The organism is Sorangium sp. So ce176 (assembly GCF_051519835.1).
Taxonomy (GTDB): Bacteria; Myxococcota_A; Polyangia; order Polyangiales; family Polyangiaceae; genus Sorangium; species Sorangium cellulosum_G.
The window spans coordinates 4,986,947-5,011,153 of sequence record NZ_CP150371.1; the positions used below are offsets into that span (position 1 = coordinate 4,986,947).

The following is a 24,207-nucleotide window of genomic DNA, read 5'->3' on the forward strand; positions in this document are numbered from 1 at the left end:
CGACCATCGAATCAGCTATGTTCGATGTCGCGAATCGGTCAAGCGTGAGCCGGCGACTACAGCGCGAGCGGCGAGCCCGGACGGTCATCGCCGTAGATCCTGGAAGACTGCCTGTCCATCGGCGTCCCTCCGTTCGGGTCGACAGCCATGGATTCCGCGCTTCAGACCTCATGTCAGGAGCGCGGGGGCGCGCCGACTTCACGCCGACTCCGCGGTCCAGAGCACCTTGATGGCAGTCCCGGAGATGGGTTGTTCTTCGCGACGTCGTCGCAGTCCTGTCAGGCCGCTGTCAGGCCGCGCCGCCTGGCGCGCGAGGCTGCCCGCGGGCTACCGGCGCTCGGCGCTCGGCATCCGATGACCGGTGGCCCCGGGTCGTTGCCGGTCCCCGTGCGCTCGATTAGCGTGGCGCGGCTCTCCGGCGCGGGCGGCGCCGGGGCTCGGATGTGGGATGTGAGATGACGGTCCTGGAACACGCCTTGTTCTCGCTGCACCATCGCCTGGTCCACGTGCCCCGCGTGGCCCGCGTCGCGCGGGCGCTGGCCGCGCAGGTGGGCCGCGCGGCGTCGCTGCTCGACGTGGGCGCGGGCGACGGCACGGTCGCGCTCGAGGTCGCGCGCCGCGTCGGCGCGCGGCGCGTCGTCGGCGTGGACGTGAAGGCGCGGCCCGGGGCGGCGCTGCCGGTCGTCGCGTACGACGGCGAGCGCCTCCCCTTCCCCGACGCGGAGTTCGAGGCCGTGCTCCTCTCCGACGTGCTGCACCACTGCGCGCGCCCCGGCGCGCTGCTCGCGGAGGCCCTCCGGGTCGCGTCGCGCGTCGTCGCGCTCAAGGATCACTTCCGCTTCGGCCCGCTCTCGGAGAAGGTCCTGCTCTGGATGGATCTCGTCGGGAACGCCGCCCCGGGCGTCGAGGTGCGGGGGACGTACTTCACCCCGGGCGAGCTCGTCGACCTCGTCCGCGGCGCGGGCGGGCGCATCACCGGCCTCGAGTGGCCGCTGCGCATCCACGATCTGCCGTTCCGCCTCGTCACCCAGGATCGCCTGCAGTTCGCGGCGCGGATCGAGCGCGCGGCCGCGCAGGCCGCGGGGGGCGCGCGATGACGGCGCTCCGATCGTTCGTCGTCGGCGGCGCCGGGTTCATCGGCAGCCACCTCACGGATCGGCTGGTCGAGCGCGGACCCGTGACGCTGTACGACAACCTCTCGGTCGGCCGCCGCGCGTTCGTGGCGCCGCACCTCGCCTCCGGGCGCGCGACGCTCATCGAGGCGGACGCCCTCGATCTGGAGCGGCTCACCGACGCCATGGCGGGCCACGACCTCGTCGTGCACCTCGCGGCGAACCCCGAGGCGCGCTGGGGGCTCGCGCGCACGCGGCTCGACCTCGATCAGGGCACGATCGCCACGTACAATGTGCTCGAGGCGATGCGGCGCGCGGGGGTCGGCCGGCTGATCTTCTCGTCCTCCGGGACGGTCTACGGCGACACGGCGCGCACGTGCGCCGAGGGCGATCTCGGCGCCCTGCCCATCTCGCTGTACGGCGCGAGCAAGCTCGCGGGCGAGGCGCTCATCAGCGCCTATGTCGAGTGCTTCGGCCTCACGGCGTGGATCTACCGCTTCGGCAACGTCGTCGGTCCGCGCGGGACGCACGGCGCGGCGCTCGACTTCCTCAGGAAGCTGCGCGATCGGCGGACGGAGCTCGAGGTGCTCGGCGACGGGCGCCAGTCCAAGCCGTACCTCGATGTCCGGGACTGCGCGGAGGGGATCCTGTTCGGCTTCGACAGGGCCCGAGAGCGGCTGAACATCTACAACCTCGCGCCCGAGGACGCGACGAGCGTCTCCCGCATCGCGGAGCTGTGCGTGGCAGCGTCGCCCTATCCGGACGCGGTGATCCGGTATCAGGGCGGCGAGCGCGGCTGGCCCGGTGACGTGCCGCGGTCGCGGATGGATCCGAGCAAGCTGGCCGCGCTCGGCTTTCGCGTGCGCCACGCGAGCGACGAGGCGGTGCGCATGGCGGTCGAGGCGCTGGCGAGCGAGGTGTTCGGGGGCGAGCCGGCGGCGTGAGGCGCTCTGCGCGCCGTCGCGGGTCGCCGGCGATGGTAGGCTCCCCCGCATGGCAGAGCTCACTCTTTACATCGGAAACAGGTCCTACTCGTCGTGGTCGCTCCGGCCCTGGCTTCTCCTGAAGCACGCCGGTGTCGCGTTCGACGAGGTGATGATCCCGCTCCGGGGGCCGGGCCAGCGCACGACGGAGATCCAGCGCCACTCCCCCTCTGGCAAGGTGCCTGCCCTGAAGCACGGGGCGCTCATCCTATGGGAGTCGCTCGCGATCGCCGAGTACGTGGCGGAGCTCTTCCCCGAGGCGAAGCTCTGGCCGGACGCGCGCGACGCGCGCGCCGTCGCGCGGGCGGTGAGCGCCGAGATGGCGAGCAGCTTCGCGGCGCTCCGCACCGCGCTGCCGATGAACGTGCGGCGGAAGATCCAGGGCGTGGCGATCACGGAGGCGGCGTCGCAGGACATCGCGCGCGTCCAGTCGATCTGGGGCGATTGCCGCGCGCGCTTCGGCCAGGAAGGCGAGTTCCTGTTCGGGCGCTTCAGCGCGGCGGACGCGATGTACGCGCCTGTCGCGACGCGGTTCGACACGTACGGGGTCGAGCTCGACGCCGTGTCACGGCGCTACGTGGCGTCGATCCTGAGGCTCCCCGCGATGCAGGAGTGGATCGCGAAGGCCAGGGAGGAGCCGCACTTCATCGAGGAGTACGAGGCGATCGGCGTCGTGGGCAAGTAGGGAAGCTCGGCCGTCCGGCTACGCCCGACGCGCCGCGCTCCCGCCCGGGGCCGCGCGGTCCCCGCGCGGGCCGCCAACCTCGTCGCACCGCGCGGGCCGCCAACCTCGTCGCACCGCGCGGGCCGCCAACCTCGTCGCACCGCGAAGCAGCGGCTGCGGCCGGCGACGAGAAGCGCTACTGGTGCCGTACATGCCGCACGACCTCGACCTCATCTTCACGCTCACGGGCGGGCTCACGGCGGCCCTCGCGCTCGGCTTCATCACCCAGCGCCTAAGGCTGTCCCCGATCATCGGGTACCTGCTGGCCGGCATCCTCGTTGGCCCCTTCACCCCTGGCTTCGTCGCCCACAAGGCGATCGCGGACCAGTTTGCGGAGATCGGGGTCATCCTGCTGATGTTCGGGGTCGGCCTGCAGTTTCACGTCCGCGAGCTCCTCGCCGTGCGGAAGGTCGCGGTGCCCGGCGCGCTCCTGCAGATCAGCGTCGCGACGGCGCTCGGGGCCCTGGTCGGCCACGCCGCGGGCTGGTCGTGGGCCGCGTCGGTCGTCTTCGGCATCGCGATCTCGGTGGCGAGCACCGTCGTGCTCACCCGGGTCCTGAGCGACAGCCACGTCCTGCACACCCCCGCCGGCCACCTCGCCGTGGGCTGGCTCGTGCTCGAGGACGTCTTCACCGTGCTCGTGCTGGTGCTGCTCCCCGGCCTGGTCGGCGGCGCCTCCGGCGGCGGCGCGGGCATCGCGATGTCGGTGGGGCTCGCGGTCCTGAAGCTCGCCGGGCTCGTCGCCTTCACCTTCATCGTCGGCCAGCGCGTCATCCCCGTCCTGCTCGGCTACGTGGCGAGGACGGGCTCGCGGGAGCTCTTCACGCTGACGGTGCTCGTCGTCGCGCTCGGCGTCGCGGTGGGCTCGGCGATGCTCTTCGGCTCGTCGATGGCGCTCGGCGCGTTCCTCGGCGGCCTCGTCGTCGGCCAGTCCGACTTCAGCTCGCGCGCCGCCTCGGAGGCGCTCCCGATGCGCGACGCGTTCGCGGTGCTGTTCTTCGTCTCGGTGGGCATGCTCCTCGACCCCTCGCAGCTCGCCGCGAGCTGGCCCGTGGCCGCGGCGACGCTCGCCGTCGTGCTGCTCGGCAAGCCGCTCGCCGCGCTCGTCGTGGTGGTGCTGCTCCGCCGCCCGATGAAGACCGCCTTCGCCGTGGCCCTCTCGCTCGCGCAGATCGGCGAGTTCTCGTTCATCCTCGCGACGCTCGGCCGGCAGCTCGGCGTCATGCCGGACGAGGCCACGCAGGTGCTCGTCGTCGCCTCGATCGTGTCGATCACGTTGAACCCGCTGCTCTTCAGCGCCCGCGACCGCCTCGCGCGGTGGACGTCGGCCTTCTTCCTGCGCCGCAGCTCCGCCGCGGCCGCCGCCGGGGGCGCCCGCGGCGAGGAGGCGGCGCCGGTGGACGAGCTCGCGCACCGCACCATCGTCGTGGGCTACGGCCCCGTCGGCAGGACGCTGACGCGGCTGCTCCGGGAGAACGGCATCGAGCCCACGGTGGTCGAGCTGAACCTCGACACGGTGAAGACGCTGCAGGCCCAGGGCATCCGCGCGATCTACGGCGACGCGACGCAGCGGGAGATCCTCGATCGCGCGGGGATCAGCAAGGCGGACAGCCTGCTGTTCACGTCGGCAGGCGCGCCCGGCGACGGGGTGATCGAGCAGGCGAAGGGCATCAACCCCGGCCTGTTCGTCCTCGCGCGCGCCTTCTACCTGCGCGAGGTGGCGTCGCTGAAGAAGGCCGGCGCCGACGTCGTGGTGACGGGCGAGGCGGAGGTCGCGTTCTCGATGACCGAGCGCCTGCTCGTGCGGCTCGGCGCGACGGCCGAGCAGGTCGAACGCGAGCGCGAGCGCGTCCGCAGCGAGCTCTTCGACAGGCCAGCGGAAGCCCGCTGAGCCGGGTCAGCGCGCCTTGCCGAGCCAGCTCACGCCGCCCACGACCAGCGCGAGCCCGAAGACCTGCTGCCACGTGAACGGCTCGCCCAGGATGACCCAGGAGAACGCGATCGTGAGCACCGGGCCGAGCGTCGAGAACGTCGCGGCGCGGCCCGCGCCGAGCCGCCGGATCGCCGCCGCGAGCAGGACGATCGGCAGCACGGTGCTGATCGTCGCCATCGCCGCCGCGTACCCCCACACCGAGGCCGGGAGCTCGGCGAGCCTGGCGGGGCTCCCTGTCGCCGCGTAGTGCGCGAGCACCATCAGGCACGAGGTCGCCCCGCAGTACGCCGCGAGGCGCGTCGCGCCGACCCTGGAGGCGAGCTTGCCGACGCCGATGTAATAGAGCGCGTACGTCACCGAGCTCGCGAACACCCACGCTCCCCCGATGGCGACGGCCCGCGCGTCCCCGGACTGCTCGAGATCGTGCCAGACGGCCGCCGCGAGGCCGAGATAGCAGACGGCGAGCGCTCCCCAGGCCTTCCCGCGCACCGGCTGCTTCAGCCACACCGCGCCGATCAGGAGGACGAGCGTCGGATAAACGAACAGGATCAGGCGCTCGAGGCCGGTGCTGATGTACGTCAGCCCGATGAAGTCGAAGAGGCTGGACAGGTAGTATCCGAGGAACCCGACGACGAGCACACCCCCCCAGAGCCGGGGCGTCATCGGCTCGGCGGTCGCGTCGCGCTCGCGGCGGGCGAGCCACAGGAAGAACGGCAGCGCGATGCCCATCCGCAGCGCGAGCAGCGACACAGCGTCGATGGGGTGCGCGGCGTACGCGAGCTTCACGAAGATGGCCTTCAGCGCGAACGTCGCCGCGGAGAGGACGGCGAACGTCCGGCCATCGTCGAGGAGGCCAGTCCGGTGCTCGTCGCTGAAGGCGTGTACGCGCTCGCCGATCGACATGGATCCCGCTTCTCTCTCTTTCACGAGCTTCAAAGGTTCACGCGGCTCCCGAGGGTCGAGCGATGCAGACCGGCCATCGCCCTCGCCACCGTCCTTGCCGGCCGGAGCGCGCGCCCGGCGTGTGGCACGACGGCATTGCGCGTGGAACCACGCATTTGCCACCGCACAGCGGTCGAGCGTGGGGGGCCGCATCTCAGGTAGAGGGCGATCACCCGCTTGACCAGACGTCCAGGCGTCCGCGCTGGTCGGATCGCGTCGGATCGGGCCGCGCTCCGTGGGGTCGTTGGGCTAAGCTCCCGGGTCTGATGACGTCTCCCGCTGGCCCAGGCACCGCCGCGCGCGGCCCGGGCGCGCTCGCCCCCTCCGGCGGCCCGCGCCCGGCGCGGCGGCGCGCGCCGATCGCGGCGGAGCCCTCCGGCGTGCACCAGCTCGGCGGCTCTTTCCTCCAGATCGCCGCCACGGTGGGCGGCATGGCGGTGCTGGCGGGTCAGATCGCGGCGCGCGTGGCCACGCTCCGCGTCGACGGCGCCGAGTTCATGCGCAACCTCTACAAGATGGGCGTCAAGTCGATGCCCATCGTCGTGGTGACCGCCCTCTTCACCGGCGCGATCATGGTCATCCAGGCGGCGCCGCTGGTCGAGCGGTTCGGCGCGCACGGCCTGCTCGGCTGGGGCGCCGGCTTCGGCACCCTCCGCGAGATCGCCCCGCTGCTCACGGCGCTCATGATCAACGGCCGCGTCGGCGCCAACAACACCGCCGAGCTCGGCACCATGGTCGTCACCGAGCAGATCGACGCCCTCCGCGTCCTCGCGATCGACCCGGTGAGCTTCCTCATCGCCCCGCGCTTCCTCGCGATGGTCCTCACGCTGCTCCTCTCGGTGATCTTCGCCGACGCGCTCGCGCTGATCGGCGCCGCGCTCACCGGCGACCTCCTGCTCGGCGTCGCGCCGGCGGTCTTCTACAACGGCCTCACGAGCGGCCTGCTCGGCATCGGCGACGTCATGAGCGGCCTCGTCAAGAGCGTCGTCTTCGGCGTCGTCCTCGCGCTCTCGAGCTGCCAGTACGGCCTCGGCGTGACCGGCGGCGCCCCCGGCGTCGGCCGCGCCGTCAACGCGACCGTTGTCGCCTCGGCCGCCGGCATCTTCATCCTCGACTACTTCGTCTCGTTCACGCTCGACTGAGCTCGACGGCGCCGCGCATGCACCCCTCCGACCAGAGCCTCCGGGATCGCGCGAGCGCGGGCCCCCCCTCGAGCGAGCTCCGCGACGTCGCGCCGGAGCTGTCCGGGGTCGCCGCGCTCGGCGGCGCCGGCCTGTCGCTCTTCCGGTCTGCCCACGAGCTCTACTCCGTATTTGTAAGGACGCTTTACTACTGCGTGAAGGGGCGCCGCGAGCCGGGCGCGGTGCTCCTGCAGATGTACGAGATCGGCAACAAGTCGCTCTTCTTCCTGACGGTCGTGATGGGCTTCATCGGGATGATCATGGTCTTCCAGGCCGGCCAGCAGGCGAAGCGGGTCATCCCGGATCTGACAATGCTCGGCGCGACCTACCTCGAGCTGCTCGTGCGCGATCTCGCCGCCTCGATCGGCGCGCTGATGCTGGCGACGCGGGTCGGCGCGGGCATCGCCGCCGAGATCGGCTCGATGGTCGTCACCGAGCAGGTCGACGCGCTCCGCATGTGCGCGGCCGATCCCATCGACTACCTGCTCAAGCCGCGGTTCATCGCGAGCCTGCTCATGACCACGTGCCTGCTCGTCTGGAGCGCCGCCGTCGCCTTCACCACGGGGATGATCACCGCGTACAGCATGTTCGACGTGAGCCCCGAGACGTTCATGAACGTGAGCCTCGTCGACGCCGGCGACCTCGCGACCGGCCTCGCCAAGTGCCTGGCCTACGGCGCCGCGATCCCGATCGTCTCCGGCCACTCCGGCCTGTCGACGTTCGGCGGCAGCGAGGGCGTCGGCTGGGCGACGACGCGGGCGGTCGTGAACTCCTCGCTCGCGGTCATCGTGCTGAACATGCTGATCTCGGCGGCCTCTTTCCTGATCTTCCGCTAGCCGCCGCGCCGGCGCCTCACCGCGATCGGCGCCTCACTCGATCGGCCCCTCGGCGCTCCCGGTGATGAACTGCCGCACGACCGGGTCCGGCGAGCCCTGGAACGCGCCGCGATCGCCGAGCAGCCGGACGAGCCCCTGATAGAGCATGACGATGCGGTCGGCGATCGTGAAGATGCTGACGAGGTCGTGGCTCACGACGATGCTGGTCACGCCGAGCGTGTCGCTGAGCTCGCGGATCAGCTTGTCGACGCGGCGCGCGCTCACCGGGTCGAGGCTCGTGGTCGGCTCGTCGAAGAGCACGTAGCGCGGATCGAGCGTGAGCGCGCGGGCGATGGCGACGCGCTTGCGCATGCCGTCGCCGAGCTCCGGCGGGAAGCGGTCGCCGAACTCGCGCATGTGCACCTGATCGAGCCGCCGCCGCGCCTCCGCGAGCGCCTCCTTCGGCTTGAGCCCCTTGTGCTTGCGGAGCGGGAGCGCGACGTTCTCGGCGCACGTCATCGAGTCGAACAGCGTCGAGTGCTGGAAGACCATCGCGCACTTCATCCGCACCGGGTACATCCGCGCCTCGTCGAAGCGGCTGACGTCCTCGCCGTCCAGCCAGATCTCCCCCCCGTCCGGGTAGAGCAGCCCCACGAGGTGCTTGATGAGCACGCTCTTCCCGACGCCCGACTGCCCGATGATGAAGAACACCTCACCGTCGGCGACGTCGAACGAGACGTCCTTCAGGACCTCTTTGGCGCCAAAGGATTTTCTGACATTCCGGAACGAAATCATCGCTGTTTTCGAGGCAAGAACGGTTGCGTCAGGGCAAGTCAGGGCATGGCAGCACGTGGGCAGCGGGTGGCAACGGTAAGGCAGCGCATGGCAGCGGTAAGGCAGCGCATGGCAGCGGTAAGGCAGCGCGATGCAGCGACAGGGCAGCGCGAAGCGTCACGGCGCTGGCGTGGGATACTGCGCTGCGACAGGCGGATCCTGGCCCATTTCCCTCACCTCCCCGCCGCCAGATAGGAGAAGATGACAGGCCCATGGCAAGCCCGCGGTCGATCGAGGTCAAAGTCGGGATCCTCATCCTTACGGCGATCGGGCTCCTCGCCACCTTCATCCTCGTGATGGGCGGGGTCAACTTTCAGCCGAAGTACTCCATCTACGTCGATTTCGACAACCCGGGAGGCCTCCAGACAGGGGCGCCGGTGAAGATCGCCGGCGTGGAGGTCGGCAAGCTCAGCGAGATCCAGTTCCGCGGCGGCCAGCCCGGCAAGGACGGCCGGCGCGATCCGCTCGTGCGGATCCAGGTGCGCATCGAGGAGCGGTATCAGCAGAGCATCCACGACAACGCCACCTTCTACGTCACGACGCAGGGCGTGCTCGGCGAGCAGTTCCTCGCGATCGAGCCCGGCTCGAGCGACAGGCCGGTGCTCCCCGAGAACGCCGTCGTCCGCGGGCTCGATCCGCCGCGCCTCGACATGCTCCTGGCCGAGGGATACGAGCTCTTGCACGCGACCGTCTCGGCGATGCGCGAGCACCGCGAGGGGCTCGGCGAGGCGTTCGACGGGCTCCGGAAGACGCTGAAGGGCACCGGCGACTTCATGCACCGGAACCAGGATCGGCTCGACCGCATCGCCGAGAACGTCGAGCAGATCAGCCTCGACGGCACCGATCTCGTGAAGGACGCCCGGCAGAAGTACGTGAACAACCCCCAGATCGACCGGATCCTCGCGAACGCCGATCAGGTGAGCGGCAAGGCAGCGCGCGACCTGCCCCCGCTCATGGAGGACGCGCGCGAGACGCTGGCGAACGCGCGCCGGCTCTCGGCCACCGTGGGCAGCGAGGCGGAGCAGGCCAAGATCAAGAAGACGCTCGACGACATCGCCGAGATCGCGGGCCGCGCGAGGGCGGCGACAGCCGACGCCCAGGAGGTCCTCGCCCACGTCAAGCGCGGCAAGGGGACGGTGGGCGCGCTCGTGATGGACGAGCAGCTCTTCGATGACCTCCAGGAGCTCGCGCGCGACCTCAAGCACAACCCCTGGAAGTTCTTCTGGCGCGAGTGAGCGCCGCCGCGCGCCGGCGTCGTCGATGCCGGCGCGCGCGGGCCGTGGGTGCGAAGGACGGGCGCGGCCGGCCCGGGCGGTCAGGCGAGCTTCACGAGCGGAGCGCCCTCGGTGACCGAGGCCCCCTCGGTGACGAGGATCTCCTCCACCGTGCCCTCGTCTTCCGCCTCGACGGGCATCTCCATCTTCATGGACTCGAGGATGACGACGACGGTCCCCTCTTCGACCTTGTCGCCCGGCTTGACCTCGATCTTCCAGACCGTACCGGTGATGTGCGCCTTGATGACCTTTGCCATGGGCGCGCGACGCTACCGGAGAGCCGTCGAGAATCCAACGGGACCGTACCAGGACGCGCGCGGCGGCGCCGCATCGGGCGCCCCCCGTCCCAGCGTGCCCCGGGCACCCTCCGCGACGGCACAGGTCGTCCGGCGTGTCCGCGGCGCGGTGCGCGGGTAACGAGGAGGGCAACAGGGGTAACGGACGCTCACGGACGCTCACGGACGGCAGCGGACGTGGAAGGGACGGAGCGCTGCGATTTCCGCTGGTACCTACCGTGCACCACGGCGATAATCTGCCTGCCGGCTCCGCGGCTCCTCGGCGTGACGAGGGTCGCGGTTGTCGTGAATAATTGCGTGAAAGCCGCTCTGCGGGTCACAATCTCCCTGCTTGGTGGCCCCGCCCAGGGCGACCTGCAGGGTCTCCGCAACGCCCCCCGGTAGCCAAACCGCACGCGCTCGATCGAAGGAGCCACGAGGTCATGTCGGAACAGAAGGAAAGCTCGGTCCTGTTCTCGCTCAAGGAGCTGATGAACCTCGAGGAGGATCGAATCAAGACCGAAGAGGCCCAGAAGGCCGCCGCCGCCGCCGCCGCCGAGAAGGCCCGCGTCGAGGCGGAGCGCGCCGCGCGCGAGGCCGAGGAGCTGCGCATCCGTACCGAGGAGGAGCGCCGCCGCAACGAGGAGCGCCGCGCCCGCGAGGAGGCCGCGCGGCTCGAGGCGATCCGCCAGGCCGAGATCGAGAAGGCGCGCGTCGAGGCCGAGCAGAGGGCGCGGCTCGAGGCGATGGCCGCGCAGCAGCACCACGAGCGCTCGCTCGCGGCGCTGCAGCAGGACGAGTCGAAGAAGAAGCTGCGCAAGCTCCTCATCGGCGGCGCCGTCGCCAGCGTGCTGGTGATCGGCGGCGTCACGATCGCGGCCGTCAAGTCGTCCCAGGAGAACGAGGCGCGCATCGCGGCCGAGGCCGCGAGGGCGCGCGAGCTCGAGGAGGCGAACAAGCGCCTCGAGGCGCAGTTCAAGGAGTCCGAGTCCAAGATGTCCGGGCTGCGCGATCAGCTCGCGTCCGCCAAGGACGAGGCCACGCGCCTCTCGCTCCAGAAGCAGCTCGAGCAGGAGCAGCAAAAGCAGGAGCAGCTCCGCCGCGGCGGCGGCGGCAGCCGCCCGGCCGCCGGCGGCGCCCCGGCGAGCGGCGGTGGCACCAAGGCTCCCTGCAACTGCGCCCCTGGCGATCCGCTCTGCAGCTGCCTCTGATCGGGACAGGATCACACAGCATGGCCAACTCCGTGAGGCAGAGGACGAGCCTCGGCGGCAGCTCGCTCGACGAGGCGCGCCGCAGGCTCGTCTTCCCGCTCGACTACCCGAGCCTGGACGAGGCCAGGGCGGCCGCGACGCGCGTCGCGCCGTCGATCGGCGTGCTCAAGGTCGGCCTGGAGCTGTTCGTCCGCGAGGGGCCGCGCGCCGTCGAGATCGGCAAGGAGCTCGGGCTCGACGTCTTCCTCGATCTGAAGCTGCACGACATCCCCGCGACGGTGGCCGGCGCGGTGGCGAGCGCCGCCGCGCTCGGGGTCCGCTACCTGACGGTGCACGCGGCCGGCGGCGCCGAGATGCTGAGGCGCGCGGCCCAGGAGGCGGCGCGCTCCCGGGATCTGATCCTGCTCGCCGTCACCATGCTCACGTCGCTCGACGAGGCCGATCTCGCCGCGCAGGGCATCCCGGGGAGCGCGTCGGCGCACGTGGTCCGGATGGCGCAGCTCGCGCGCGCCGCCGGCATCCACGGGTTCGTCGCCTCGCCGCAGGAGGTGCCGGCGCTGCGGGAGGCGCTCGGGCCGGGCGAGCTCCTCGTGACGCCGGGCATCCGCCTCGGTTCGGGGTCGGAGGGCGCCCGCGTCGACGATCAGAAGCGCATCGCCACGCCGTCGGCCGCGATCTCGGCCGGCGCCGATCTCCTGGTTGTCGGCCGGCCGATCCGCGACGCGGCGGACCCGCTCGCCGCGGCCCGGTCGATCGTGCAGGAAATCGCCCACACGCTTCACCCTCCCCGCTGACGTGAGCCGAATCGTCTACGGTCTTCAGCCTGTCCGAGAGGCGATCCGCGCGCACGGCGCGCGGGTCGGCTGGGTCCTCGTCCAGCGCGACGGCGGCCCGAAGCTGGACGCGCTCGCGCGCCTCGCCGAGGGTCAGGGCATCCCGACCGAGCGCGCGCCGCGCGGCGAGCTCGATCGCCGCAGCGCCGGCGGCCGTCACCAGGGGGCGGTCGCGTCGGCGCCGGAGCTCCAGATCGTCGGGGTCGACGCGATCCCTGTCGTCGAGGAGGGGCAGCCCGGCGGCACGATCACGGTGGCGCTCGACGGCGTGATGGACCCGCAGAACTTCGGCGCGGTGATCCGCAGCGCCGTCGCGCTCGGCGCCCGGGCGATCCTGTGGCCCGAGCACAGCTCGGCGCCGCTCACCCCGGCGACGTTCCGGGCCTCGGCGGGCGCCATCGAGCACGCGCGGCTCTGCCGGGTGCGCTCCCTGCCCGACGCCCTCGAGGCGCTCGCCGCGCGCGGCGTCGCCTCGATCGCGCTCGACGCGCAGGGCCCGGTGGAGCTCGGCGAGCTGACCCTGACCGGCCCGGTCGCGATCGTGATCGGCGCCGAGGACAAGGGCACGCGGCGCTCGGTCCGCCGCGTCTGCCAGCACGTGGCCCGGCTCCCCATGACCGGCCCCATCGCCTCGCTGAACGCCTCGGTCGCCGGGGCGATCGCGCTCTACGAGGTCGTCCGCCAGCGCCGCGCGGCGGGCGCGTAGCCCGGCAGAAGACCCGCGAAGGCCCGCGCCGAGCGCGCGCGGCGCCCCGGTGAGCGCAGCGAACGCCGGTGAGCGCAGCGAACGCGCGCTGCGGGATCGTCGGCCGAGGTGCCGCGGCGAGCCGGACAGGCGCGCGCTGCGAGGCCCTGCGGCCGAGGTGCCGCGGCGAGCCGGGCAGGCGCGCGGTGCACGACCATGCGCCGGAGCCACATGGTGAGCAGGGCAAGCGCGCTGGATAACAACCCGGCCGCGCCGCGGGTGGACCCGTGGTCCACGGAAAAACCGCCTGCATTCGTCGAGCAATGCGCCCGCGGCCGGGGCCCATCGAGCACTGCGGGGGTCCCCTGAAGTGCCGTAGGTCAATCCCGTATCACGTAGTTTTAACCAACAATTTCATATAGATACGATCGGTACCTAACGAAGATTCGAGCGCTCGATCGATTGCTGAACAGGCTCCCAGGAAGACGACCGATTCGATCCATTCAATGGATCGATAAAAAGAATCCACACCCCCCCTGAAAACACAAGTTCTTGCCAGGAGTTACCCCTGTGGACTCATCCTTCTCTGCGCGGTTATCCGGAATGGCTCGAGGGATGGATCAAGGACCAATGACCTCGCGGTAAGCCGCCGGATCCGCTCAGGTTCCGGCTCGAAGCGGCCGCAGGCGGGTGAGCACCCGGGCCACGCGGCGCACCGCCTCGGCGATGTCGCCCTCGGTCGTCTCCTCGCCGATCGAGAACCGCACGGCGGACGCCGCGCGCTCGGCCCCGAGCATCGCGGTGAGGACCGGCGACGGCTCGGCGGTCCCGGCGCTGCAGGCCGAGCCGCTCGAGACGGCGACGCCCTCCAGGTCGAGCGCGGCGCAGAGCTCGTCGCCGCGCCAGCCGGGCCAGGAGAGGTTCGCGACGTGGGGCGCACGCGCGCCCTCCCCGTTGCGGAGCGGCGCCCCGCCGGCCGCGCGCCCCGCGTCGAGGAGCTCGGCCTCGAGGCGGTCGCGGAGCGGCGCGAGCGCGGCGTACCGGGCGGGGGCGTCGAGCGCGCGCCGGGCGGCCACGGCGAAGCCGGCCGCGGCGATCGGGTCCTGCGTCCCGGGCCGGAGCCCGCGCTCCTGGGCGCCGCCGAGAAGGACGGGCCGGAGCCGGATGCCCGGCCGCGCCGCGAGGGCGCCGATCCCCTTGGGGCCCCGGATCTTGTGCGCCGCGACCGACACGAGATCGGCCCCGGCCCACGCCTCCGGCGGGAGGCGCCCCACGGCCTGCACCGCGTCCACATGGAGGCGCGCCCCGCGGGCGTGGGCGAGCGCCGCGGCCTCGGCGACCGGCTGCACGACCCCCGTCTCGTGGTTGACCGCCTGGAGGCTCACCAGCCGCACGGGCGCGACCGCCGCCGCGCGATCGATGGCGGCCGCGAGCGCCTCGGGCGCGACCCGGCCGGACGGCTCCGGATCGACCCAGGCGACCTCGACGCCGCGGCCGGCGAGCGCCTCCGCGGCGCGGGTGACCGAGGGGTGCTCGATCCGCGAGACAACGAGCGCGCCCTGGAGCCGCCCCCAGGCCGGCGCGCCGGCCGCGCCCGCCCCGGAGGCCTCGCCGCCGAACGCGTGCCACAGCGCGAGGTTGTTGGCCTCGGTGCCGCCCGAGGTGAGCGTCACGTCGCGCGCGTCGAAGCCCGTCAGCCGGGCCGCCGCCTCGCGCGCCTGCTCGATGAACGCGCGCGCCCGCCGCCCCGGGCCGTGCACGCTGGCCGGGTTGGCCCAGGCCACCTCGGCGGCGGCCTGCATCGCCGCCAGGACCTCGGGGTGCGGCGGCGTCGTGGCGTTCCAGTCGAGGTAGATGAGGCCGGCGGCCGAGCGCATCAGGTCGGATCGGCGGGCGGCGACGAGGGCGGGCCCAGCCGGCCCGGCGAGCTGCCGTCGTCCTGGAGGGGCGCCCGCCGGGCGACAGTCAGGTAGAACGCCGAGCCGGTGAGCGTCTCGCCCTCGATGACCTCGTTGCTGGGCGACACGACGCGCATGTCGCCGCCGAGCCCCCGGGCGGTGCGCCGCGCGATCGCGAGCCCGACGCCGACGCCGCCGTAGGCGCGCGTGGCCGAGCCGTCGATCTGGTAGAACGGCTCGAAGATGCGCAGCTGGCGGTCGCCCTTCACCCCGGGCCCCGTGTCGGCGACGCAGAGCTCGTAGTGCCCCGACTGGAGCACGCTGACGCGCACGCCCGCCGTGCCGCCGGCGGGCGTGAACTTCGCCGCGTTCTCGAAGAGCTGGATCATGGCGCGCTGCAGCCGCCCTGCGTCGCCCCACGCCGGCAGCGGGCCGCGGGGCAGGTCCTCGACGAGCTGGACCTTCCCCTCGGCGAAGCGGTCGGCCACCTGGGCGAGGGCGCGCCGCGTCGTGTCGAGGAAGTCGTACTCGGAGTGCATGAACCGCATCCGGCCCGTCTCGATGCCGGTCACGTCGAGCAGGTTGTCGATGAGCGACCGGAGCCTGCGGACGCAGTCCTCCATCGCGAGCAGCGCCTTCTTCTGGGCCTTGTTGAGCGGGCCGAGCTCCTCGTCGGCGAGCAGCTTCACGTACCCGACGATCGGCGTCATCGGGGTCGCGAGCTCGTGCGAGATGTTGCGGTAGAACTCGGTGCGCGCGGCGTCGAGCTCGCGGAGCCGGGCGTTGGCCCGCGAGAGCTCGGCCACCTTCTGCTCGAGGTGGGCGACGATGCGCTGGCTCTGCTCGCGCAGCCGGAGCGGCCCCTGCGACGCGGGGAGCTCCTCGCGCGCGCCGCTGAGGTAGCGGGCGATGACAGCGGAGAAGGAGCGCGCGTCGATCGGCTTCTGGAGGAAGCCGTCGCAGCCCACCGCGAGGCTCGTGTCCCGGTCGCCCTCGGCGGTGATCGCCACGATGGGGACGCCGGCGAGCGACGCCTCGCCGCGCAGGCGCAGGGTGACCTCGAACCCGTCGAGGCCCGGGATGTTCAGGTCGACGAGGACGAGGTCCGGGCGTTGCGCGCAGGCGAGGCGCACCCCTTCGAGCCCGTCGGCGGCCTCGAGGACCTCGTAGCCGGCGTTCTGAAGCAGCTTGCGGACGAGCAGGCGGTTCGCGGGATCGTCCTCGATGTGAAGGATCTTCGACATGGGCTCTACGTGCGCATAGTAGTCATGAACGACGGGGATCAGGCACGTTCTGCGCGACTTTCCGTCGCCATCACCAGCGTGCGCCGATGCGGCAATGCCCGGATCGTCCGCTCGAGGCATACGCGCGCCGCGCGTCATCAGGCTCGCGCCGAGCGCGTCATCGGGCTCGCGCCGAGCAGGTCTCCAGGCTTCGCGCCGAGCGGAGCGCCGCGCCTGCGTCGAGGCCTGGGTCGAGCAGCTCACGACGGCGCGCCGAGCGGGTTGACGTAGCGGCGGCGCCCCTTCAATACGGGGGCCGCCATGCCCGGCCCCCTCAGGTTCCACCGCGCCGCCACGGCGGCGCGCTGCTTCTCCTTCTTCTTCTTCCGGCGCTCCCGATGACGACCGCGCACCAGCACGAGAGCGAGGCTCCCGGCGCAGACCCGGCAGGCGGCGAGGCCGCGGGCCTCCCTCGGCCCGACGTGAGCGCCGCGAGCGCCGCGCGCCCGCTGCCCGCGCGCCTCGCCTACGGGCTCGCGGCGCTCTCCGGGTTCTTCTACTTCCTCGGGTTCCCGGGGATGGATCTCTGGCCGATCGCGTTCTTCGGCCTCGTCCCGCTGATCGTGGCGCTGCGCGGGCAGTCGCCGGGGCGCGCCGCGCTGCTCGGCTGGATCGCCGGCTTCGTCATGACGATGACCGGCTTCTACTGGCTGCTCGAGATGCTGCGGGTGTTCAGCGGCTTCCCGACGATCCTCTGCGCGCTCTTCATGGCGATCCTGTGCGCCTACCAGGCCGGGCGCATCGCCCTGTGCGGCTGGCTCTACGGGCGGGCCGAGGCGCGCGGCTGGCCGGGCCCCGTGGCCTTCGCCCTCGCGTTCGTGACCAGCGAGCTCGTCTTTCCGCTGCTCTTCCCCTGGTACTACGGCGCCTCGGTGCACAACGCGCCGGTGCTGGCTCAGGTCGCGGATCTCGGGGGCCCTTACCTCGTCGGTCTGGTGCTCATCGCCGCGAACCTCGCCCTCGCCGAGCTCGTGATGTTCCGGCTGGATCGCGCGCTGCCCCGCGCCGCGTCCCCGGACGCGCAGCGCGGTCCGCACGCCCATCGCAGCGCCTCCCCCCTGCCGGGGCGCGGTCGCCCGCTGAACCGCGCGGTCCTCGCGGTGGGCGTCGCGGCCCCTGCGCTCGCCGCCGTGTACGGCATCCTCCGGATGCGCGCCGTGGACGCGGCCGCCGCCGCGGCCGAGCCGATCACGATCGGGATCGTCCAGCCGAACCTGGCGCTCTTCGACCGCCGGAACGCGGTCAAGATCCACGTGAACCGGACCCGAGAGCTCGCGAAGCAGGGCGCCGGGCTCGTCGTGTGGAGCGAGGCCGGCGTGCCGCAGGCCTTCCGCGAGTCGGCCTACAAGACCGAGGTCCAGCGCTCGCTCACCAGCCGGCTCGGCGTGCCGACGGTGGTCGGCACGGTCATCCACCGGCTACCCCCCAACACGCACGAGCGCGGCGTGAGCTTCAACACTGCGCTCATGGCCGGCGACGACGGCGAGATCCTCGGGCGGTACGACAAGCAGTACCTGCTCGCGTTCGGCGAGTACCTCCCGCTCGGCGACACGATCCCGTACCTCTACACGCTGTCGCCGAACTCGGGCCGCTTCAGCCCGGGCACGTCGCTCGCGCCGCTGGAGTGGAACGGGCACAGGCTCGCGACGATGATCTGTTACGAGGACATCCTGCCGCACTTCGTGAACAAGCTGGTCGCGCAGGGCGACCCCGATCTGCTCGTCAACCTCACGAACGACGCCTGGTTCGGCGACACGACAGAGCCGTGGATCCACCTCGCGCTCGCGAAGATGCGCGCGATCGAGCACCGCCGCTACCTCGTGCGCGCCACGAACAGCGGCGTCTCGGCCATCGTGGACCCTGTCGGCCGCGTCGTGGTGCACAGCGAGACCTTCAAGGAGCAGTCGCTCCTCGGCGAGGCGCGGTTCATGCGCGCGCGGACCGTCTACGGGACCGTGCAGGACATCCCGTGGTACGCCGCCGCTGTCGTGAGCGCCGCGATGGCGCTGTTCACGCGCCCCGAGCGCTGGCGCCGCCAGCGCGGCCAGGGCTGATCGCGGCCGCGGCGCGAACCACGGCGTCGCGGCCCTATAGCTTCATCGCCTTCTTGAAGCGCTTCGCGTCCGCGAACATGTCGACGTTCGTGAAGACGTACGTCGCGTCGTCGTGCTTCGCGCCGCGCGCGATCTCGGCGAGCCGCTCGATCGCCGGGTCCTCGTAGCGCGACTTGTGGCCCGCCGGGCCGTGGAGGCGGTAGTAGGCCACCTTCAGCCGCGAGAGCCCCGCGATCAGCGGATCGCGCGCGGCGAGGGCGCCGACCTCCTGCGTGAGCTCGTCGCTCTCGTCGGGATCCCACCCGGGCGGGGGCTCGAAGACGACGCGGTCGAAGCGCTTCTTCACGTTGAAGAGGAAGTCGCGCAGGATCGCCTTGTTCGCGCGCGTGGGCGTGAACTCCGGGGGGCCCACGAAGACAGCGCTCTTCGCTTCGAGCTCGTCCGCGACGGCCTCGATGCTCTTCAGCGCCGTCTCGATGACCTTGCCGTCCCGGAAACCCTCCTGACCTATCTCGCGCGGACCCAGCAAGGCGAAGCGAAATCCGACCGGAGCTTCGCGCCGCCAGCGCCGGATCGTTCCAGGCCCCGGGAGGGACACATGGGTCTCCTGCACCTCCACGAACATGAACTCGCGGAAATAGCGCGTCGCTGGGACGGGGAAACCGGCGCAGCCGACGGTAATCATCGCCCCCACCCTAGCCCACGCACGCCCCCGCGAGAAGCCAGAGCGACGGATTTCTCGATGGGCTCGCCCAGCGCCCCCGGCGACCCCTCGGCCGCCCGCTGTCCCGCAGGTCCCGGCCAGCGCGTCGCCCGCCGGGGCCCCGGCGCGCAGCGCTGTCGCGAGGCGCACGTCGGGCGCGGCAAGATCGTCGAGCGCGGCGCGGGGCGCGCAGGCCGCGCGCGGTACGCTGGATGCCCGCTCACCCCTCGCCCTCGCGGCGCGGCGCGGCGGCGCGGCCCTCGCGAGGGCACGCCTCGGCGCCCTCGGCCTGCTCGAACGGCAGCGCGAGCGCGGCGCCGCCGGATCGGCGGTCGATCTTGCGCTGCAACCGGGCTCGGCGCCGCGCCTGCGCTGGCTCGGGCTCGGCGGTGCCCTTGTCGGCCAGCTCGAGGGCGCGGGCGAAGGCGCGGACGTGGTGCTCGTAGAGCTTCGCGAGCTCGAGGCGCACCGCGGGGTCGTCGATCTCGGCGGCGAGCGCCTCGTAGTCCGAGAGCGCCCGCGCCTTGTCGCCCCGCGCCTTCGCGATGTCGCCCCGCGCGCGCCGCGCGGCCGCGCCGCCCCCGCGCTCGACGGCCGCGTCCGCGAGCTCCGCCGCGCGCTCCAGCGCGCCCGCCCTCCGCAGCGTCGCGGCGACGCCCGCGAGATCGCCGGCGGCCAGGCTGCCGAGCGGCTCGCCGTAGAGGCCGACCAGCGCGACCATCGCGAGCACGTCGGCGGCGTTGTGCTCGACGACGCCGAGCAGCGCCTCCTCGTCGCCCGTGCGCAGGAAGTGGGCGTAGCAGGCGACGATCTCGCCGCCGGGCACGTCGCCGACGCGGACGCGGCCGAGCACGTCGTGCTCGAGGGCGATCAGCGTGCGCGTCTTGAGGCGCGCCTTGTGGATGCGGCGCGCGACGTGGACGAGATCGAGGTGCGGCAGCTCCGGCGGCGGCGGCAGGCGGTTCATCACGTAGCGTGTGCGCAGGAGCGGCATGTCGAACGCCTTGCCGTTGTACGTGATGATCATCGAGGCGCCGGCGAGGCGCTCGGCGAGGCGGCGCAGGATGGGCTCCTCCTCGCCGAGGCGGCGCAGCAGGAGCTGCTCCATGATGAAGCCGTCGGACGACGGCTCGCCGAGCGGCCCCGCGCTGGCCCCCCCGGGGTCGAACCAGGCGAGGCCGACGAGGAACGGCACGGTGCCCGTGCCCCCGGCGAGGCCGGTGGTCTCCGTGTCGAGGAACAGCGCCCTCCGCACGTCGCAGCCGGCGAGCGCCGGGTCGAGCGCCAGCAGCGCGAGCATCGCCGGGTCGGCGTCGCGCGCGGCGACGAGCGGCGCGCGGCCGACGCGGGCCGCCGCGAGCGAGCGGGTGCGGCTCACATAGAGCGGCCCGCCAGGCATCTGCTCGACATGGAAGGGGAGCTCGCCGCGCGCCGGGTCGGCCCTGGGGGCGGGCGGCGCGCCCCGGGCGACGATGCGGGAGATGCGCTCGCGCAGCTCGTCCAGCGACGGCCGCGCGCCGCCCACCGCCGGGGACACCTCCGCCGCGACCCCGCGGGCGAGCGGCGACGGCGCGGGCGCGGGCGGCGCGCCGCTGCACCGCTCCGTCGGGAGCGGCCCGAGCCGCGCGAGCTTCGACTTGAACGACGTCATCGGCCGGCCACGAGACTTCCACGCCGGGCACTGCGCATCAAGTCAGTGGTCCGGCGAAGCGACGTCAGGCGCCCTGGCCGGATCCGGGGCGGGCGGCGCCGGCGGGACGCCGAACCTCGCCCGGATCGCGGCGAGCACCTCGTCGGCCTGGCGCTCGGTCGCGGCGCGATCGCCGGAGTTCTCGATGACGTGATCGGCGACAGCGACCTTGCTGGAGAGCGGGAGCTGCGCGGCGAGCCGGGCGCGCACCTCGTCCTCGGTGGCGCCGTCCCGCTCCATCGCGCGGGCGATCTGCACCGCCTCGGGCACCGCGACCACCACGAGCGGGCGGAACGCGTCGGCGACGCGGTTCTCGACGAGGAGCGCCGCCTCGTAGCAAGCCAGGGGCTCGCCCTGCGCCTCGAGAGCGGCGGCGCGCTCGAGCGTGAGCGCCGTGATGCGCGGGTGCACGATCGCGTTGAGCTGCCGGCGCCTGTCCGGATCCGCGAACACGATCGCGGCGACGCGCGCGCGATCGAGCGATCCGTCCGGAGACAGCACCTCCGGACCGAAGGCGCGGACCACCTCCTCGAGCCCCTCGGTCCCCTTCGCCACCACCTCGCGCGCGAGCGCGTCGGCGTCGATCACCGGAAGCCCCTGCGCGCGAAAGCGAGCGGCCACCGTGCTCTTGCCGGAGCCAAGGCCGCCCGTGAGCCCGAACAGGACGAGCCCCATCGCGCCTCAGCCCCCCCCGAGGACAGAGCGCGCCCCGACGCCGTCCGTCGATCGCGATGCGCCGTCGTGAAGCGTCGCACCATTCGCTACCTTCCCTGCCGTGCGCCCCGGAGAGCTCCGGCGGCGTCGGAGATCGAGAAAAGCCCGCGACGTCGGGGAAAGCGCGGCAGCGCGGGCGCTCAGCGCCGTCCGGAGGCGCCTGTTCTCCTCGTGACCACCCATGGCCCCGAGCGTACCCCAGCGGGGCCGGGGCCGTGAGTTTCCTCGCCGTCGGCGCTTAAGAAGTCCGCTTCTCCGGGAATGCAACTACCATAACGGGGTGGTGGCAAAGATCGAAGACCGGCCGGAGTCGAGCCTGCACGCCACGTTCGATCGCTCGGACGCGCACCGTGGCTCGCCGGACAAACAGCTCACGGCCTGGCTGTCCGAGGTCGACGTCGGCGTGATCGAGATCGACGCCGAGCAGCGCGTGGTGCGCTTGAACGGGGCGGCAGAGCGGCTGACGGGCTGGTCGATCGTCGAGGCGCGCGGCGCGCTGCTCGATCGCGTGCTCCGGCTGATCCCCGCGGCGGGGGCGGCGAGCGGAGAGCCGGACATCGACGTCGGAGAGATGAACGAGCTGTTCGACGAGGGCGCGCCCGCGAAGGCCGCGGCGCCCGCGCTCACGCCGCGGCGCGAGCCCGTGGTGCCGCTCGCGCCGGTGATCATCGACGAGGGCGCGCTGCGCACGCCGGGCGCGTCGCTCGCCGCGCCGGACACGGGCGCAGCGAGCAGGCCGCAGGGGCGGTACACCGCGCTGCTCGAGCGCCGCGACGGGTCCGTGCTCCCCATCCTCCACACGATCGGCGCGCTCACCGGGCGACCGACGCGCGAGAGCCAGCGCGACTCGAAGCCGCCTCCCCCGCCCGGGCAGATCGTCCTCTTCCGCGAGCTCGGCGCGCCGGGACCCCTGCCGATCCACCCGGCCAAGCCGCGCTACGACGCGCTGACGCGGCTCCTCGATCGGTACGCGATCATCGATCGCATCGAGGAGGCGCTGAACGACTGCAGGAAGAACGGGACGCCGTACGCGCTCTGCTACATCGACCTGGATCGGTTCCGGCTCGTGAACGCGACGTGCGGGCACGAGGCGGGCGACGATCTGCTCCAGTGGGTCGCGACGCGCGTGCACGAGATCGTCGGACCGAAGGACGCGGCCGGGCGGATCGGCGGCGACGAGTTCGTCCTCCTGCTCGCGGACAAGGGCGAGCGCGAGGCGGAGCGGATCGCGCGCGACCTGCAGATCTGCCTGCTCGAGTTCAGGTTCGGGTGGGCCGAGAAGACGTTCTCGATCGGCGCGAGCATCGGGCTCGTGGTGCTGACCCCCCACTTCGAGCGGGCCGTCGACGTGCTCGGCGCCGCGGATCACGCGTGCCGGATCGCGAAGGAGAACGGGCGCGGGCGGCTGCAGGTCTACCTCGACGACCAGCAGATGACGACGAGCCGGCGCTCGATGCAGTGGGTCGCGAGCCTGCAGCGCCACCTCGCCGAGGGGCGGCTCAGGCTCTACGCCCAGGGCATCCACCCGCTCGTCAAGCCGGGCGCGGAGCACACGCCGAAGGGCGCGCACTTCGAGGTGCTCGTGCGGCAGCTGGGCGAGGACGGCCGGTTCTACTCGCCGGTCGGCATCATCCAGGCGGCGGAGCAGAGCGGCCTGATCCACGTCATCGATCGCTACGTCGCGCGGCAGGCGTTCCGGCTGATCGGCGCGCTGCCGCAGCACGCGCTGCGGCGCCTCGACACGTGCTCGATCAACCTGTCGGGCGTGTCGCTCCTGCGCGAGGGCCTGCTCGACTTCCTCGTCGAGCAGCTCCACCGGGCGCAGGTGCCGCCGAGCAAGATCTGCTTCGAGATCACCGAGACGGCGGCGCTCGCCAACCTCGGCGAGGTGCTGTGGTTCATGCAGGAGCTCGGCGCCATGGGGTGCCGGTTCGCCATCGACGACTTCGGCAGCGGGCACGCGTCGTACGGCTACCTGGAGAGCCTGCCGGTCGACTACGTGAAGATCGACGGCATGTTCGTGCGCGATCTGCACGACAACTCGCTCCACCGCGCGATCGTCGAGTCGGTGCACCGCATCGGCGACACGCTCGGCATCAAGACCGTCGCCGAGCAGGTGGAGAACCAGCAGATCGCCGATCTGCTCACGTCGATGGGCATCCACTACGCGCAGGGGTGGCACTTCGACAAGCCGCAGCCGCTCGTGGACCTCTGCGGGTCGCTGCGCGCCCAGGGCGACCCGAGCGACCCGAACCCGACCGGCTCCGCGGCGGACGGCTGACGGCGCCGGCGCGGGGCGCCGCGCGGGGGGCGCCGCCCCGCGCGACCTCGTCAGCCGAGCACGGTCGACGACGGGGCGAGGGCGACGCCGGCGGCCTGCATCTCGCCGAGCGCGGCGGCGACGCCGGCCTCGGTGATGCCGGCGACGGCGTCGGTCAGGAGCGTGGTGCGGTAGCCGCGCTGGACCAGCCCGAGGGCGGCGGCGCGGACGCAGTAGTCGGTCGCCACGCCGTAGACGACGAACTCCGGCGCGCCGCCGAGCGCCGCGGAGAGCTCGCGCAGGAAGCCCTCGGCGAGCGGGTTCGCGAACAGGCTGTAGACCTCCTTCTCGAAGTAGACGCCGTGGGTCTGGCCGGTCGCGAGCTCGCGCACCGCTGCGTCGACGGGCGCCTGCGAGACGTTGGGGATGAAGCGGAAGCGCGGCGGGAGCGTGCCCTCGACCTTCAGCCAGCCCGGCGTCCCCTTCACGCAGTGATCTGGGAAGCCCGGCTTGTCGCCCTCGGGGGCCGGCGTGTCGTTCGAGCCGAACTCCCACGCGTCCCACGCGTGCGAGTCGACCGATCCGACGATCGGGATCCCGCGCGCGACGGCGTGCTCCGTGAGCCGCCGGAACAGCGCGTTCGGTGAGCCCTTCACGTACAGCGCGCCGGTCTCCTCGCAGAAGTCCCGCTGCACGTCGACGTCGACGAACACCCTCGGGGGCGACGGTTGCCGGGTCATGTTGCCACTCGCCATGTCCTCTCTCCTCTCGCGTGGAGACGCGCAGCGCGCGGCGGCGCCTCG

General features: G+C 72.6%; 22 protein-coding genes. 12 read left to right on the plus strand and 10 right to left on the minus strand.

All coding sequences use genetic code 11. The features are described from left to right. Positions 1–455: 455 nt before the first annotated feature. The 4 genes from WMF42_RS18540 to WMF42_RS18555 all read left to right on the plus strand — a co-directional run bounded on the left by WMF42_RS18540 (position 456) and on the right by WMF42_RS18555 (position 4,710). Positions 456–1,097: a class I SAM-dependent methyltransferase gene (locus WMF42_RS18540; RefSeq protein WP_437693385.1), complete on the plus strand. Its 642-nt coding sequence runs from the start codon at positions 456–458 to the stop codon at positions 1,095–1,097. Continuing rightward, on the plus strand, positions 1,094–2,056 hold the full coding sequence (locus WMF42_RS18545; RefSeq protein ID WP_061610034.1) for an NAD-dependent epimerase/dehydratase family protein: 963 nt from the start codon (positions 1,094–1,096) through the stop codon (positions 2,054–2,056). The genes WMF42_RS18540 and WMF42_RS18545 overlap by 4 nt, the downstream gene beginning before the upstream one ends. Positions 2,057–2,105: 49 nt before the next feature. Continuing rightward, positions 2,106–2,780 (plus strand): glutathione S-transferase family protein, encoded by a 675-nt coding sequence (locus tag WMF42_RS18550; protein ID WP_061610035.1) that lies wholly within the window; start codon positions 2,106–2,108, stop codon positions 2,778–2,780. Between the two features lie 190 nt (positions 2,781–2,970). Further along, the gene (locus tag WMF42_RS18555) at positions 2,971–4,710 is read left to right on the plus strand and encodes a cation:proton antiporter (RefSeq protein ID WP_437693386.1); all 1,740 of its coding nucleotides are present in this window, start codon (positions 2,971–2,973) and stop codon (positions 4,708–4,710) included. Positions 4,711–4,716: 6 nt separating this feature from the next. On the opposite strand, the gene WMF42_RS18560 is transcribed toward WMF42_RS18555, so the two are convergent. After that, entirely contained in the window at positions 4,717–5,655 is a 939-nt protein-coding gene (locus WMF42_RS18560; RefSeq protein WP_061610036.1) for a DMT family transporter, read from the minus strand. 305 nt (positions 5,656–5,960) lie between these two features. Here WMF42_RS18560 and WMF42_RS18565 point away from each other — a divergent pair, with 305 nt between their 5' ends. Then, positions 5,961–6,836, plus strand: coding sequence for an MlaE family ABC transporter permease (locus WMF42_RS18565; protein WP_437693387.1), 876 nt, complete (start codon positions 5,961–5,963; stop codon positions 6,834–6,836). 17 nt (positions 6,837–6,853) lie between these two features. Continuing rightward, on the plus strand, positions 6,854–7,711 hold the full coding sequence (locus WMF42_RS18570) for an MlaE family ABC transporter permease (RefSeq protein WP_437693388.1): 858 nt from the start codon (positions 6,854–6,856) through the stop codon (positions 7,709–7,711). A gap of 33 nt (positions 7,712–7,744) precedes the next feature. On the opposite strand, the gene WMF42_RS18575 is transcribed toward WMF42_RS18570, so the two are convergent. Further along, positions 7,745–8,485 carry an ABC transporter ATP-binding protein gene (locus WMF42_RS18575; RefSeq protein WP_061612422.1) on the minus strand — a complete coding sequence of 247 codons (741 nt, stop codon included), beginning with the start codon at positions 8,483–8,485 and terminating at the stop codon, positions 7,745–7,747. A gap of 251 nt (positions 8,486–8,736) precedes the next feature. Between WMF42_RS18575 and WMF42_RS18580 the strand changes: the two genes are divergently transcribed. Beyond that, positions 8,737–9,759, plus strand: coding sequence for an MlaD family protein (locus WMF42_RS18580; RefSeq protein ID WP_061612421.1), 1,023 nt, complete (start codon positions 8,737–8,739; stop codon positions 9,757–9,759). 80 nt (positions 9,760–9,839) lie between these two features. On the opposite strand, the gene WMF42_RS18585 is transcribed toward WMF42_RS18580, so the two are convergent. After that, the gene (locus WMF42_RS18585; protein ID WP_061612420.1) at positions 9,840–10,055 is read right to left on the minus strand and encodes an acetyl-CoA carboxylase biotin carboxyl carrier protein subunit; all 216 of its coding nucleotides are present in this window, start codon (positions 10,053–10,055) and stop codon (positions 9,840–9,842) included. A 461-nt stretch (positions 10,056–10,516) separates the two neighbouring features. Between WMF42_RS18585 and WMF42_RS18590 the strand changes: the two genes are divergently transcribed. The 3 genes from WMF42_RS18590 to WMF42_RS18600 are packed head-to-tail and all read left to right on the plus strand — an operon-like array spanning position 10,517 to position 12,823. Next, on the plus strand, positions 10,517–11,284 hold the full coding sequence (locus tag WMF42_RS18590) for a hypothetical protein (protein ID WP_061612419.1): 768 nt from the start codon (positions 10,517–10,519) through the stop codon (positions 11,282–11,284). Between the two features lie 20 nt (positions 11,285–11,304). Beyond that, positions 11,305–12,078 (plus strand): orotidine-5'-phosphate decarboxylase, encoded by a 774-nt coding sequence (gene pyrF, locus WMF42_RS18595; RefSeq protein ID WP_081427009.1) that lies wholly within the window; start codon positions 11,305–11,307, stop codon positions 12,076–12,078. A 1-nt stretch (position 12,079) separates the two neighbouring features. Then, positions 12,080–12,823 carry a TrmH family RNA methyltransferase gene (locus tag WMF42_RS18600; RefSeq protein ID WP_061612418.1) on the plus strand — a complete coding sequence of 248 codons (744 nt, stop codon included), beginning with the start codon at positions 12,080–12,082 and terminating at the stop codon, positions 12,821–12,823. A gap of 638 nt (positions 12,824–13,461) precedes the next feature. On the opposite strand, the gene WMF42_RS18605 is transcribed toward WMF42_RS18600, so the two are convergent. The 3 genes from WMF42_RS18605 to WMF42_RS18615 form a co-directional block, all read right to left on the minus strand. Continuing rightward, positions 13,462–14,679: a cysteine desulfurase family protein gene (locus WMF42_RS18605; RefSeq protein ID WP_437693389.1), complete on the minus strand. Its 1,218-nt coding sequence runs from the start codon at positions 14,677–14,679 to the stop codon at positions 13,462–13,464. Further along, positions 14,679–15,944, minus strand: coding sequence for a hybrid sensor histidine kinase/response regulator (locus tag WMF42_RS18610; protein ID WP_061612416.1), 1,266 nt, complete (start codon positions 15,942–15,944; stop codon positions 14,679–14,681). Before WMF42_RS18610 ends, WMF42_RS18605 begins: the two co-directional genes overlap by 1 nt. Positions 15,945–16,183: 239 nt before the next feature. Next, on the minus strand, positions 16,184–16,336 hold the full coding sequence (locus WMF42_RS18615) for a hypothetical protein (RefSeq protein WP_437693390.1): 153 nt from the start codon (positions 16,334–16,336) through the stop codon (positions 16,184–16,186). Here WMF42_RS18615 and lnt point away from each other — a divergent pair. Further along, complete coding sequence (gene lnt / locus WMF42_RS18620; protein WP_437693391.1) at positions 16,322–18,037, plus strand: apolipoprotein N-acyltransferase; 1,716 nt, start codon at positions 16,322–16,324, stop codon at positions 18,035–18,037. The genes WMF42_RS18615 and lnt overlap by 15 nt on opposite strands. Positions 18,038–18,071: 34 nt before the next feature. Here lnt and WMF42_RS18625 read toward each other — a convergent pair whose 3' ends face one another. The 3 genes from WMF42_RS18625 to coaE form a co-directional block, all read right to left on the minus strand. Beyond that, the gene (locus WMF42_RS18625) at positions 18,072–18,722 is read right to left on the minus strand and encodes a DUF72 domain-containing protein (protein WP_061612414.1); all 651 of its coding nucleotides are present in this window, start codon (positions 18,720–18,722) and stop codon (positions 18,072–18,074) included. Positions 18,723–18,960: 238 nt separating this feature from the next. Then, positions 18,961–20,391, minus strand: a complete 1,431-nt coding sequence (locus tag WMF42_RS18630; RefSeq protein WP_437693392.1) for a ribonuclease H-like domain-containing protein — start codon at positions 20,389–20,391, stop codon at positions 18,961–18,963. Positions 20,392–20,433: 42 nt separating this feature from the next. Continuing rightward, positions 20,434–21,105 (minus strand): dephospho-CoA kinase, encoded by a 672-nt coding sequence (gene coaE / locus WMF42_RS18635; RefSeq protein WP_061613338.1) that lies wholly within the window; start codon positions 21,103–21,105, stop codon positions 20,434–20,436. 322 nt (positions 21,106–21,427) lie between these two features. Between coaE and WMF42_RS18640 the strand changes: the two genes are divergently transcribed. Then, positions 21,428–23,425, plus strand: coding sequence for a putative bifunctional diguanylate cyclase/phosphodiesterase (locus WMF42_RS18640; protein WP_233562715.1), 1,998 nt, complete (start codon positions 21,428–21,430; stop codon positions 23,423–23,425). Between the two features lie 50 nt (positions 23,426–23,475). Here WMF42_RS18640 and WMF42_RS18645 read toward each other — a convergent pair whose 3' ends face one another. Beyond that, positions 23,476–24,159, minus strand: coding sequence for a cysteine hydrolase family protein (locus WMF42_RS18645; RefSeq protein ID WP_061613336.1), 684 nt, complete (start codon positions 24,157–24,159; stop codon positions 23,476–23,478). Positions 24,160–24,207: the final 48 nt, after the last annotated feature.